The 13381-nt window shown below is 44.6% G+C and carries 9 protein-coding genes; 2 read left to right on the top strand and 7 right to left on the bottom strand.

Annotation, left to right across the window (positions count from 1 at the left end; genetic code table 11):
• The first annotated feature begins 224 nt into the window (after window positions 1-224).
• Entirely contained in the window at window positions 225-791 is a 567-nt protein-coding gene (locus tag MHZ92_RS21180; protein WP_239433704.1) for a DUF4352 domain-containing protein, read from the top strand.
• An 88-nt stretch (window positions 792-879) separates the two neighbouring features.
• On the opposite strand, the gene MHZ92_RS21175 is transcribed toward MHZ92_RS21180, so the two are convergent.
• The 6 genes from MHZ92_RS21175 to MHZ92_RS21150 form a co-directional block, all read right to left on the bottom strand.
• Window positions 880-1470, bottom strand: coding sequence for a class D sortase (locus MHZ92_RS21175; RefSeq protein WP_239433703.1), 591 nt, complete (start codon window positions 1468-1470; stop codon window positions 880-882).
• 16 nt (window positions 1471-1486) lie between these two features.
• Window positions 1487-3127 (bottom strand): hypothetical protein, encoded by a 1641-nt coding sequence (locus MHZ92_RS21170; protein ID WP_239433702.1) that lies wholly within the window; start codon window positions 3125-3127, stop codon window positions 1487-1489.
• Between the two features lie 18 nt (window positions 3128-3145).
• Window positions 3146-4192: a hypothetical protein gene (locus tag MHZ92_RS21165; RefSeq protein ID WP_239433701.1), complete on the bottom strand. Its 1047-nt coding sequence runs from the start codon at window positions 4190-4192 to the stop codon at window positions 3146-3148.
• Between the two features lie 324 nt (window positions 4193-4516).
• Window positions 4517-6331, bottom strand: a complete 1815-nt coding sequence (locus MHZ92_RS21160) for an ABC transporter substrate-binding protein (RefSeq protein ID WP_239433700.1) — start codon at window positions 6329-6331, stop codon at window positions 4517-4519.
• Between the two features lie 64 nt (window positions 6332-6395).
• Window positions 6396-7892 (bottom strand): ABC transporter permease, encoded by a 1497-nt coding sequence (locus tag MHZ92_RS21155; RefSeq protein WP_239433699.1) that lies wholly within the window; start codon window positions 7890-7892, stop codon window positions 6396-6398.
• 13 nt (window positions 7893-7905) lie between these two features.
• On the bottom strand, window positions 7906-9324 hold the full coding sequence (locus tag MHZ92_RS21150; RefSeq protein WP_370644799.1) for an ABC transporter permease: 1419 nt from the start codon (window positions 9322-9324) through the stop codon (window positions 7906-7908).
• 116 nt (window positions 9325-9440) lie between these two features.
• Here MHZ92_RS21150 and MHZ92_RS21145 point away from each other — a divergent pair, with 116 nt between their 5' ends.
• Entirely contained in the window at window positions 9441-11183 is a 1743-nt protein-coding gene (locus tag MHZ92_RS21145; protein ID WP_239433698.1) for an ABC transporter ATP-binding protein, read from the top strand.
• Window positions 11184-11491: 308 nt separating this feature from the next.
• Here the strand turns inward: MHZ92_RS21145 and MHZ92_RS21140 are convergent, their stop codons facing one another.
• Window positions 11492-13015: a Na+/H+ antiporter NhaC family protein gene (locus tag MHZ92_RS21140; protein ID WP_239433697.1), complete on the bottom strand. Its 1524-nt coding sequence runs from the start codon at window positions 13013-13015 to the stop codon at window positions 11492-11494.
• Window positions 13016-13381: the final 366 nt, after the last annotated feature.

Below are 13381 nucleotides of genomic sequence, written 5' to 3'. Positions count from 1 at the left end.
AAAAAGGGAACTGAATCGTCTTTACAGCCCTGTTCCTTTTTAAAATTTTCATAAGTAATTAAACTGTAAAAATATATAAGTTAATACTGTTTATGGGATGTATGCAACGCTAGTGGGCACCACTTTTATTAGACATACAAATTACCCTTCTATTATCGGAATGGAAAGGTTGTTATTTGGAAAGAATTGAGAGAACAGATGTTTACGTAATAGGAGGGTTTTCAATGGCAAATAAGCCTTTGTACAATAGAGCTTTATTGCTTGCTCTTATCGGTTCAATTGGATTAGCAGTTTTCCTTTTAGTCAAACCTGAATCCTCGTCAGTTGAACAAGTGCAGGCAGAGAAAGATGTTGCCTTCACCTCTGATGTAATACAATTCGAAAATAAGGCTTTTCAGTTGACTGGTTCCCCGTCAGTTGAGCAAGCACAGGCAGATAAAAACCTCAGGTTCACCTCAGGCGTAATGCAAATTGAGGACATGGCGGTTCAGCTTACCGGTTCGTCACATAGTAAAACTGAGCAAACTTTTTATTTCACTGTCGAAAATATCAGTAACGTCGAAATTTCGACCAATAGTACATTATTCACCATTAAAAATAAAGGCAACGTCTACTCAAGTTGGAATGTCGATATCGAAGAAAGCCGATTGAATCCAGGAATGAGCACAACTGCAACTGTCACATTTAAAATGTTAGATTCCTATTTGATGGAAGGGGAACCTTTAATGAAGATTCAGCGAGGTGTATTTTTCCCTACAATTATGGAGTTTGAGATGGAGAAAGAGCGCTAATCTGAAAGAAGTTTATTCCTATAAAAACACAAACAGCACACAAATCATTTAAAACGATTTGCGTGCTGTTTTTGTTTGTTCATCAACTTCACTCAACCCTCTCCCCCTGCACGACGAGCCTGTATTCATTGGAATATGCGGGGTAGCATGTGATGAGAGAGATGAGCGCCTTTCCTTCCTGTGGCTTTAATACATCGACTTCATTTGGTTTAACGATCTGGATATCGAAGACTTTAAATACCATTTCTTCATCTGCCGTTTGGAATGTGAACTCATTGCCGATTTTCATTTCATGAAGCCGATTGAAAAACCGGCCGAGGACATGGGCCTGGTGCCCGGCGATGGCGTAGCTGCCGTCCATCTCTCCGGGCAGGTCCATATTTTCAATTGCGCCGAGGGATTTGTCAAGTGTTGCTGCATCCGCCCCGTACAGGACGGGCGCTTCCAAATCAATTGCCGGAATCGAGAGAATGCCTTCCATTTCTTCAAGATTAACGGTTTCGTCTTTGGCAAACTCCGGAAGTACGGCCGTCTCCTCTGCAACTTGTACGGAACGAAATGCATCAATCATTCCTCGTTGCCTCTCTTCACTTTTCACATTACCGTCCATGAGAAAGACGAACAGCATGATGCCGGATACGATAAGCATCGTTCCTAACCAATTCAAAGTCCGCTTCATCTGTCGCCCACCGTTCTTACGCCACCGACGTCGTCGACTTTCCCATTCGCCTCATCGCAAACCCCATTCCAACGAGGAACAATGCAAGGAAGGCCAGACGTTCTCCGTCCCAAAATCCGCCCGTTTTCGGCAATGAAGACCTTGGATCTGCATTGTTCATGGCAAGTCCAGTCATTACATTAGATTGCCCTGTACTAAAAAAAGCCGATGCATCGCCAGTTCCGGAAAGATTCCCTGTCTTTGACCCAGAATCCGCATCCACACCGCCGGACAAGCCAGTTCCTACTGCTGATTCCCATTCTTCTTCCACTGTACCGTTCGAGTCCCTATTGTTCTCCGCTCCTTCTTCTTCATTACTGAAATCGTCGGTTGAATCGTCAACATTTACAGAAGGTATGCCTGTTTCTTGATCGAGATTCGGAACAGTACCATCTTCATTCCCATCTGAAGAGGCTGCATCCGGAGTATTCGGCATATTACTTTCCTCTGTACTTTCTTCCGTCCCATCCTCACCTATCACTGGTGGAACTACGACACTTGGTGGTTCGTTTATCGCAATCACGTACTGCCGTTCCCTCTTCAACACATCGGCAGAAAGAGTATCCGTTTCAGGCAATCCAAGATCCAAACTCGCACCGCTACTTGTCGCTACATGTCCGTCCTCTGTCGTTACCATTTTCCGTACAAGAACACCGACAGACTTATCTTCAAGCAAAACAGCACCTACATCTGTTTGAATCAAACCCGAGGAAGAGGTTTTGCCCTCTTCACCGGCAGTCGTATGCATATCCAACACACCTACATGAGTTTCGCCTAACAACGGCACGTCTTCCCCTTCGACTTCAACAAGGCCACCGTCAAAAGCGTTAGTCTTGCTGTCACTTGAAGCCACGTCTACATGTTCATCACCCAATTCGACGGAAGCAAGTGAAGCCTTTGACTCGGAAGCATCTGTAGCGTTTAGTTCAGTTCGCTTTAACAGAGAAACATCCAAATCATCCGCTATTCCATCGACATCTTCGACAGAAATATCAACTACAGCGGACATTTCATGTGTAGTGGACATGTCTTCTGCTTTTTCTGTCGCCAAGACATTGACAGAAGTATTGTCAAGCAGTCCTTGATCAACATCTGTTTGGCTCAAACCCGCAGAAATAGATCTCCCATCTTCATGAGCACTACTATGTGTATCCAACACACCTACATGGGTTTCACCAAGCAACGGCTGATTTTTCGCATTCACTTCGACAACACCGCCATCGAATGAATCCGCCGTCTTGTCAGATGAAACAATGTCAACTTCCACCTCATCCGTCAATGACGACTCAAAATCGACCGATACGGCAGCGGCTTTTGAATCCGTATTCTCTAGCACCGAAATATTCAATTCATCCAAAACGCTATCACTTACCTCAACAGTCGCCAATGCGTCCGAAGCATCTTCCGGCTCGGATGGAATATTCACGTTTACATCTCCGACAATCTGCACGTCCGAAATATCGACATCCAGCACCGATGATTTTCCAACCTCTTGACTTAACACATTCACATTAACGATTGAATCGTCTTCGGATGCAGCGATATTCGAAGGTGATAAAACAAGCGCAACACAAAGACCAAATAGTAGGATGCTGACATTTTTCAACTTATTTTTCATTTCGTTTCCTCTCCTTTTTTACTTTTTAAGTTGTAAAAAAGGATTGGATTGTGGCGGTTTTCCCGGCGGAGCGTGAACCCACTGAATCCGCATAAGTTCGTCGGAATGAACCCATTGCCTGCCTGAAAAATTTAGTCGAATCGCTTTACTGTCAACGATTCCAGCCACGACATCAGCATTTCCGCCGTACGCTACTAAAGGGGAAATGATAGATGTGGTGTTAGTAGTAAGTACTATGGGAAACCTGTCTACTGGTTCACCTGCTCGGATAGGAATCATAGGTGATTCTGGATTTGCAGGTGTTTCTATTTTGACGCTAGAATGATTCACTGGACTGACAGTAGTTTCTAAAGAAGCATCGTTCGAGATAAAAGTAGTTTCTTTATTTACTTCAGTAGCCTTGAAAGTTTTAATCGTAGAAGTCAAGTCTTCAACCGGCTCATCTTGATAAGTATCATCGTTTGGAGTCACTGCCAGTCTTCCGATCTCTTCATCCTGCTGTAAATCGGTAGGAGGCATCACTTCCTTTTCTAGAAGTGCTGATGATTCATTCCCGGACACTGTCCCGAAGGAATCTGCTTCTTCAACAGGATTTACCGTCTTAGTCGTCCCCTTGCTAGCGTTACTTACTTCGTCAAGTATCGGCGTCACAACAGGGACTACAGGCAATTCCTCTACAATTTCCGGTACTTCTGAGGTTGTAGGTTGAACAGCTTCTGTCGCATTTTCAATAACCGGTACGACATTGTCGACTGTTTTATCGACAAATTCAACCGTGTGATTCACAATGTCGGAAACTGGTTGTTCACTAGAAGGGTCGACGAGCGTTTCAACTGTAGCCTTCGTGAACGAGACAGTGTCTTGCACCGTTTGATCTGCCCCCTCTTCCGCCGAGTCGACAACATCTCCAATAGATTCTGTCGTTTCCTTCACCGTCGATTCAACGTTATCAAACACTCCAGATAAGAGGCCTTTTCCATTCTCGCCCTCTTCAGCATAAGCAACACAAATTGTAGAAAAGAACACGCAGAAAAAGAGACTATTACAGAGGAATACCTTTTTCACAAAGTCACCTCCTTCGTACCCATGAATTGAATTCAAAATACTCTATCTCCTTGTCAAATACCCAGTTGTCAGGGAGATAAACATGGTATAAACCACTCCAATAGCGTTTTAGCAAGTAGATCTAAAGTCCTTATTTGGTGATAACTTCGGTTAATCAATAGATATCTTCTTGGATTCAATAGATAATTCCTTGGATTTAATAGATAACTTTGGTTATTCAATAGATATCTTCAACTATCCAATAGATAACACTATACCCCTAGAAAACACAAAAGGAAGTCGACCGAAAAACAATTCGGAGGACTTCCCTTTTGTGTTTTGTTTTTATTCAGCCTGATACTCCGCCAAAAACTCTTTCACTTTCTCAGAATCTGCTACTAGCTCATTACCAGTATCGACTAATGGGCTGACTGTGGAATAAGCTTTCTTTTTATTCCCTTGGTAGAAGTTCAAGAACTCATCTTGGTTGATTGAATAAAGCACGGCTTTCCGCAAGTTTTCGCTTTTCGACACTTCGCGGTCCTTCGCGTTGAATAGCAAGTATGTCACGCCGTTGCTGTCGTTCTTTTGCAATACGAGTTTGTCGTCGTTTTCAACGAGGTCGTATTTCGTTTCCGGCACGCCGTTGAAGAGATGAATTTCACCGTTACGCAATGCTGATAGGGCGCTGTCTGCGTCTTCAATGAAACGGACCGTTACGTTAGCAATTTTCGGTTCGAACTCGCTGCCCGCACGGTATGCCGGGTTTTTCACGAAGTCGGCTTGGTAATCGTTTTTCTTCACGAGAATATATGGACCGCTCGCATACAAATGGTTGTCGTAGCTAGCACCTTCTGTTACAGTCCGTTGGTCGCCGTATGGAATGTCTTTATTCACATCGAAGCTTGCAACGTCATACGTGTTAATGCTTTCAACTTGTTTTTTCGACACGATCCCCGCAGATTGGTGAGCCAAATAGTTCAGCACTTGCGGGAATGGATTTTTCGTCGTCACTTTAACAACTTGGTATTTCCCTGCGCTGCTGTCAGCTGCTGTTTTGTCGGAAACTAGTTCCGCGATATCCGCGTCAAGCCCTTCACCAAGTGCGTCAAGGACCGAGCCGTCGTCGCCAGATAGTTTCGTGTTTTCCAGTTCTGCAAGATCCGTTACGATTTCAATGTCCTTAATGCTTTCATGCAAGCTGTAAGTCCGGTGATCCGGAACGGAATCCTTGTCTTTCGCGCGGTTCAATGAAAATACAACGTCATCTGCACCAACGCGTTCTCCTGTGTCAACTGCTGTTCCGTTTTCTACTTTCGCAAAGTTAATGTCGTCGCGAAGAATGAAGTAGTAATCGGAATTCCCATCACCAATTGCATAGTTATAAGACAAAGAACCATCCGAAACGACTTGGTCGTCATCCGTCAAGTTGACGAGACGCACGTACATATTCGTGTTCAACGTATTAATCGAGCCGTCATTCCCTTTAATTGGGTCAAGGGATGTCAACGATCCGATCGCCTGTTGGGTAATCAATGCATCCGTGTCGCGCTTCGAAGCATCATTGAAATCGATCGTCTCCCATGCGATCGCACGTGACTTCGCAAGACGCACAGTATCCGGGTTCAATACATCTTTATTGACCCCTTGTGCTTTAAAGGAAATATAAAGTGGTGCAATATACGCTTTCTCGCCTACAATTCGCTGCTCAAGCTCTTTATACGTATCTTTATATTCGTCAGGCGTTTCAGTGCTCGCCTTGTCAATCAATTCATCCACTTTTTCATCATTAACATTACTGTTGTCACCGTCAGATTTGAACAAAGAACGGACCGCATAATCCGGGTTCCCTGTTACCGTCGTCCAGCTGGATAGCGCAAGGTCGAAGTTCCCTGCATCGCGCTGTGCTTTGAAGCTACCGTAATCCGGTTGAATATTCAACTTAACGTCAAAGCCATTTTTAATCAGCTGGTCACGGACAATATTCATGTCATCTTCGCCAGCGCTCGTTCCTAGCAACTCAATCGTCACTTTACCGTTGTTGCCACCGCCTTTTGTTTCCCCATCCTTTTCACCAGAAACATCCGACTTCGTTTGCACACAGCCCGCAAGTACAACTACAAGCGCGAGCATCATAATTACTAATCTTTTCGCCATCATCAATTCTCCTTTTCTTTATTTCTAAGATGTATATTGACAATCATCCCGCCACAAGAAAATTGTCTTAATCAAGCCTCGGGTCAAGCGCATCTCTCAATCCATCACCTAAAAAGTTAAAGGAGAGAACGAGCAAAATGATTGCGAGCCCAGGGAAAACGGCTAAATACGAATGGGATTCCAAATACGTACTGCCGATCCGCAAAATATTCCCCCATTCTGGAATATGCGGTTCGACGCCGAGCCCTAAAAAGCTAAGACTGCTCGTCGCAATAACTGCTCCACCAATTGTCAACGTCGATTTAACGATCATCGGTGCCAATGAATTCGGCACGACTTGCTTGAAGATGATCGACAAATCCGAAGTGCCGAGTGCTCGGGCCGAATCGACAAAATCATAGTTCGACACCATCAGAACATTCGCCCGCATTGTCCGCGCGTAGGTCGGAATCGAGCCAACGCTCAGCGCGATGATCAAGTTCGTCGTATTAGCGCCAAATGCTGCGATGATTGCAATCGCAAGCAAAATTCCAGGAATCGCATAGAGCACATCAAGCAATCGCATGATGATGTTATCCGTCCGGTTACTATAATATCCGGCAATCCCACCTAGGAATCCACCGATGACAGCCGGAATGATCGTCGATGCAAACCCGACGAGCAAGGAAATCCTTGCACCGAACACGATTCTTGAGAAGACGTCGCGACCAAAATTATCCGTGCCAAACGGATAAGCTAAGCTTGGTGACTGCAAAATGTTGCCATAATCATTTTCAACCGCAAGCGCATAATCGAACGTGAACTGGCTCACGACTGAAATCGCAAACATGAGGATAATGAAAAACATCCCTAAAACCGCCATCGAATTCCGTGTAATCTTTTCCCACATGACATTCCATTTCAAGATCCGCGAACGGTCGTTGCTCATTGATTTCAACAACAAGCTCCACCCGAGCAATAGCGCGAATAGGTTTCCTGTCACTGCGGTAAGCAAGACGATGACTGCAAGAACTGCAATAGACCTTGGCGCATTCGTTTCACTTACAGATTTCGCAACGACAATCAATACAGCTAAATGGAAAACTGCAATGCCGAGCAAAATGACCATTGCTAGTGGAAACGTGTCTGTCACATACGGCTTAAACATATTCATAGCCGAAATTGCAATGACGAACAGTTGCGTCAAAAACATATAAACGGCAAACGAATATTCCGGCGTCTTTCTTTTATTCACGATATTGAACGCGAACGCAGCTGCGAAAACGTTACCGGTCAATAAACTTAGTAATTGTATATACCCGATCCGCCTCGTTCCTACTCGGATTTCACCAGTGGATAGCAGATCTCGTTTCATTCTCCACGTGATGAACAACTGTAAGAGCGTCGTTGCCAAATAAGCGATAAATAACGCAAACACAAACGGCTTCATTTCCCCGGTTTTGAACGAGAAACTGTTCAATAAGAAAAGGACCGAAATGATCAACGAGATGATCCACGTGAAATTCGCTTGCGGATATTCTTTTGATATAACCAATGCATGCCGATTGTTCAGCTTCTCTTCCATCTTTCCACCTGCTTTATGTTTGTTTCATCTTCGAACGGATCCGCGGGTCAAGGAATGCGTACAAAATGTCGATCAACAAATTCACAATCGAAATCGTAATCGCGATATAGACGACACCACCCAGAATGGCCGGGATGTCTGGAATGAATTGCTTATCGACGATATAACTGCCGATCCCTTTAATATTGAATACTTTCTCCGTCACCGCAGCACCGCCCAACATCCCGCCGAACATGAGGCCGATAACGGTAATGACCGGAATCATCGCATTCCCGACCGCATGCTTCCAAAGCATTTGGCTCTTCGTCAGCCCTTTCGCCCGCGCTGTAATGATGTAGTCTTCATGGATGATTTCCAGTAAAGACGACCGCATCATTCGGGCGATTGATGCCGTAAGCCCGGTGCCGAGTACTACAACCGGCATGATCATCGACCATGCATTTCCCGGGTGATACGTCGCAGGCAGCCATCCGAGCTTGATCGAAAAGTTCAAGATGAAAATAAGACCTTGCCAGAAATTCGGAATCGATAGACCAAGCAATGCGATGAACATGAATGCATTGTCCAAAAACGTATTCGGCCGCGTCGCTGATAGAATACCGACCGGAATGGCGATGACGATCGCCATGAGAACCGAGAATATTGCAATCGTTAACGTAATCGGGAATTTATTCGCGATGCTCGCCGCCACGTCCTCACTTCCTGCAAACGATGTACCGAGGTCGAACGTCGCAATTCCTATCAATGCATTCCACAATTGCTGCAAATACGGAAGGTCGAGTCCATGGATTCGATTGAATGTAGCAATCTGTTCTTCCGTCGCCGATTCCCCAAGAATGTTTGAAGCCGGGTCAAACGGTGAAATATAAAGTATCGTGAAAACTAGAATTCCAACCCCGATAATGACAAACACACTTTGGACAAGACGTTCCGCAATATATTTCAAAAACGGGTTGCTCATGATGAAAAGCAAGCCATACATGAGAATTCCCGGTACGAGTGAAGCGATGAGGAACATCGGCCGTTCAAGTAGAGACTGAAAGTAAGCTGCATACGTCTCTTTTCGCAAACCTTTTTGCGCAAGCTTTTCATCCGTACAACGTGCCACTTCTTCGTTGAATCGTTGTTCCGCCAGCTGTTCCGCTTGCCTATGAATCTCTTCGCGGCTTTTCGTCTCTTTAAAGAACGCAGCTTTTCGCAACAATTGATCTTCGTACTGCGCTAGCCATTTCTCTCGACCCGTCTCTGATAGCTCCCGCTGGACATCTGCCATCGTCGCTTCATATGTAGGATCTTTTCTTTTCATTACATAAAAAAGAAAAACAAGAAGATGTAGGGGCAACCCCGTCACATAAAGCAGGAACCGATAAAATGCCCTTCCATGCGCTTCTTGGAAAGTTCTTTTGAGCATGGCAGATATGCCAAGTTTCATCCGATATCCCTCCCTCTCAATATTGTATAATCCCTATCGGTATACTATACTATATTCAAACATTAAGTTGTTGTCAATTTAAGAATATCGTATTGACCATCTAGGAGGGCTTTGTCTTGTCAGATACATTGTTGCGTGTAACCGATTTACATGTTTCATTTGCACATAGAGAAGAAGATTTCAATGCAGTTCGAGGCGTCAGCTTTGAAGTGAAGAAAGGGGAAACACTCGGCATCGTCGGGGAATCCGGGAGCGGAAAAAGCGTAACAGCGCGCTCCATCATGCGGTTGTTGCCATCTCCTCCTTCCTATATGAAGAAAGGACTCATCGAATTCCAAGGGGAAAACCTGGCATTAAAAACAGAAAAGGAAATGGAAAGCATTCGTGGAAAAGAGATCGGGATGATTTTCCAAGACCCAATGACATCTCTTAACCCTACTATCCGTATTGGAAAACAAATTGCAGAAAGCCTAGTAAAGCATAGGGGATTATCGAAAGGGGAAGCGAAGAAGGAAGCGATCGAGCTGTTGAAGCTTGTCGGAATTAAAAACAGCGAACAACGCTTCAACCAATACCCACATGAATTTTCAGGCGGGATGCGCCAACGGGTCATGATCGCGATTGCGCTCGCGTGCCGGCCGTCCCTGCTTATCGCAGATGAGCCGACAACAGCGCTCGACGTAACGATTCAAGCACAAATTTTGGATTTGATGAAAAGCATGCAGCAACGGTTCGGAACGTCGATCATTTTGATTACCCATGATTTCGGTGTTGTCGCTGGGATGTGTGACCGCGTAGCTGTCATGAAGGACGGGGAAATTGTTGAAACTGGAACAACGCTCGAGATTTTCGAAAATCCGCAGCATCCTTATACGAAAAAACTATTGAACGCATTGCCTCGACTTGATGAAAAGAAGAAGCCGAAACGTCCGCCGCATATTAAAGAAGGCGTCGATACGTCCATTCCATTGTTACAAGTCGATTCATTGAAACAACACTTCGATACCGGAAAAGGCGAGGTGATGAAAGCTGTCGATGATATTAGTTTCCACATCCGCCCGGGTGAAACGTTAGGACTCGTCGGTGAATCGGGATCCGGTAAATCGACGACAGGCCGTGCCATTTTGCGGTTGAATGAACCGACAGCTGGCGACGTCCTCTACCAAGGAATTGCCGTCAACCGGTTGTCGAAAGATGAAATGAAGACGATGCGACGTCATATGCAAATGATTTTCCAAGATCCATATTCATCATTGAATCCGCGCTTTAAAGTGCTCGACATTATCGGGCAGGCGCTCGATATTCATAAACTGAGCAAATCGAAGGCAGAACGGAGAAAACGAGTGGAAGAGCTGCTCGAAATGGTCGGACTGCAACCAGAGCACGCCGATCGATATCCCCATGAATTCTCAGGGGGCCAGCGTCAACGGATTGGCATCGCCCGCGCCTTGGCGGTCGAACCGGACTTCATCGTCTGTGATGAACCATTGTCCGCGTTGGACGTGTCAATCCAAACACAAATTGTTGATCTGCTTGAGGATCTTCAACACAGACTCGGACTCACGTATCTATTCATCGCTCACGACTTGTCGATGGTGAAACACATCAGCGACCGGGTTGCCGTCATGTACGCCGGCAAAATTGTCGAACTCGCAGAAAGCGAAGAACTCTACAGCAACCCGTTGCACCCTTACACAAAATCATTGCTCTCCGCCATCCCGATCCCCGATCCACGGGTGGAAGCAAACAAAAAACGCTACATCCCAGACGAAAGTACAAAAGCCGACCGCTACAACCTCCAAAACACCCAGTTGGTAGAGGTGAAAGAAGGCCACTGGGTCGCGCAGGTGGTGGAGTGATCTAAGCGGTGCCTGTGAATGGTACATTTATGACAATTCAACGTTTCGAATGAATATGCACAAAGAAGCCGATGACACACCGCAGTCATCGGCTTCTTCATTTTTCATATGCAATTGTAGTGAATAAACTGAATTGTTCTGGTGCCTGTGTGACGCACAATTATGTTAATCCGACACGACGTATATAAATACAAAGGGAAACCAATCAAATGTTGAGTTGATTGGCTTCCCGTTTTTCGTTTATGCAATTGTAGTGCATAGTCTGAATTGTGCGTTGCACAGGTACCGATAAAAGGAGGTACCAAATTTTAAGCAGCGTTCATTTCTGCATCCGCTTTGCCTTTTCGTTTAGCTAAAACAACTGTTGCAACGATAAGAAGAACAATTGTCAAAATAACTGTATATGCGCTTCCTGTTAATCCTGCAACGATATAACCGATGAGGGCAACTACCGCGCTTAGCACTGCATACGGAAATTGTGTTTTCACATGATCAATATGATCCGAACCCGCTCCTGTAGAGGATAGGATCGTCGTATCTGAAATCGGTGAACTATGATCTCCGAAAATACCGCCTGACAGAACCGCTCCGATACATACGATTGTATGGGCATCGAGTGCAATAGCCATTGGAATCGCAATCGGCAACATAATCGCAAATGTACCCCATGAAGTTCCTGAAGCCAGGGACATGATGGCGCCGACGATGAATAAAATAGCCGGGATAATCCATGCCGGTACGTTCCCTTGCATTAATTCCACGATATAATTTGCCGTTCCCATCTCACCGATCACTTGTCCAAGTGACCAAGCAAGGATAAGCGTCGCAGCGACATACACCATCTTTTGCATTCCAGTTGTATAAATATCAAAAATCTCACCGAACTTCTTCAACTTATAAATAACCATAAGGATGACAATCGTAACGGCCGCAAATAGATAAGCCGTAGTGAGCGCTACACGGAAATCGTTGCCTGGAACTGGCGTGACCGGAAAACCTTTTGAAATGAGCAGTCCGAATAATGTCACGAATAAAACAAGTAATGGAAGCCAAATAAGGATTGTCCGACTTTCCTTCATATACTCATTCTTTTCCTCCGCTCTCCGCAGCGGCTTCGACTCAGGCCAATAGAGTTGTCCTGTTTGTTGTACTCGGTTTTCAGCTTTCGCCATCGGACCGAAATCAAGTTTCGTAAAAGCAATCAAAGGAACGAGCAACACCGTTAGAATTGCGTAAAATTGAAATGGAATCACTTGAACAAAAGTAGTAAATTCAGAGTCAGCGATACCCAACTTATCGAACTCCGCACGAATTAATCCCATGATATAAACGCCCCACCCGATGAACGGAATGAGAACGGCTACCGGTGAAGCAGTCGCATCAATAATCCAAGCGAGCTTCTCTCGGGATAATTTCACCTTATCAAAAATCTTTTCGAACACGGGACCGTTAATAAGAGGCGACCCAAGATCAGAGAAGAAAATAATAAGTCCCCCGGTCCAAGCTGCTAGTTGAGCACTTGTCCGTGTTTTTATGTATTTAATAGAAGCAGCTGCAAGCGCCGCTCCTCCGCCCGATTTTTCCATCAGGGCAACAAACCCACCGATGAAAAATATTAGGACAAGGATGGCAGCATTATACCCATCCGCCAACTGCGGGAATAAATAATTACCGATGACGTCTGTTGTGGCCGTTAACGGATTGCCGCCGACAAGAATGAGAACACCGATGAAAACACCTGAAAATAATGAAATAATAACATTCTTCGTAATAATCGCTAGTACAACCGCGATAATCGGAGGAATCAATGATAAGAAACCCATATGTTCCATAGACTGCATTCCTTTCAATATATAAATAAGACACTGCATAATTATACAAATAGAATTTTATATATGCAATACTATTTTTTTAATTAATACCTAATCGGTGCCTGTGTAAGGCACATTTATGACAATTCACCTTGATGAATGAACATACAAATATAAACCGATAACTGCCCGTCATCATCACCTTCTTAATTTCTCCTATTCAATTGTAGTGAATAAACTGAATTGTTTTGGTACCTGTGTAACAACACTAGCGTTGCATAGCAAGAAATAAAAGTAAAAAAGTACAGTAAATAGAAATAGATAACTTGAATAAAAACAAAAAAGCTCCTAATGTAGGTAAGGAACGACGACTAAATCAGTTCCCTA

It is taken from the genome of Sporosarcina sp. ACRSL, from assembly GCF_022346605.1.
Lineage (GTDB): Bacteria > Bacillota > Bacilli > Bacillales_A > Planococcaceae > Sporosarcina.
This window is presented reverse-complemented; position numbering and strand designations above follow the sequence as displayed.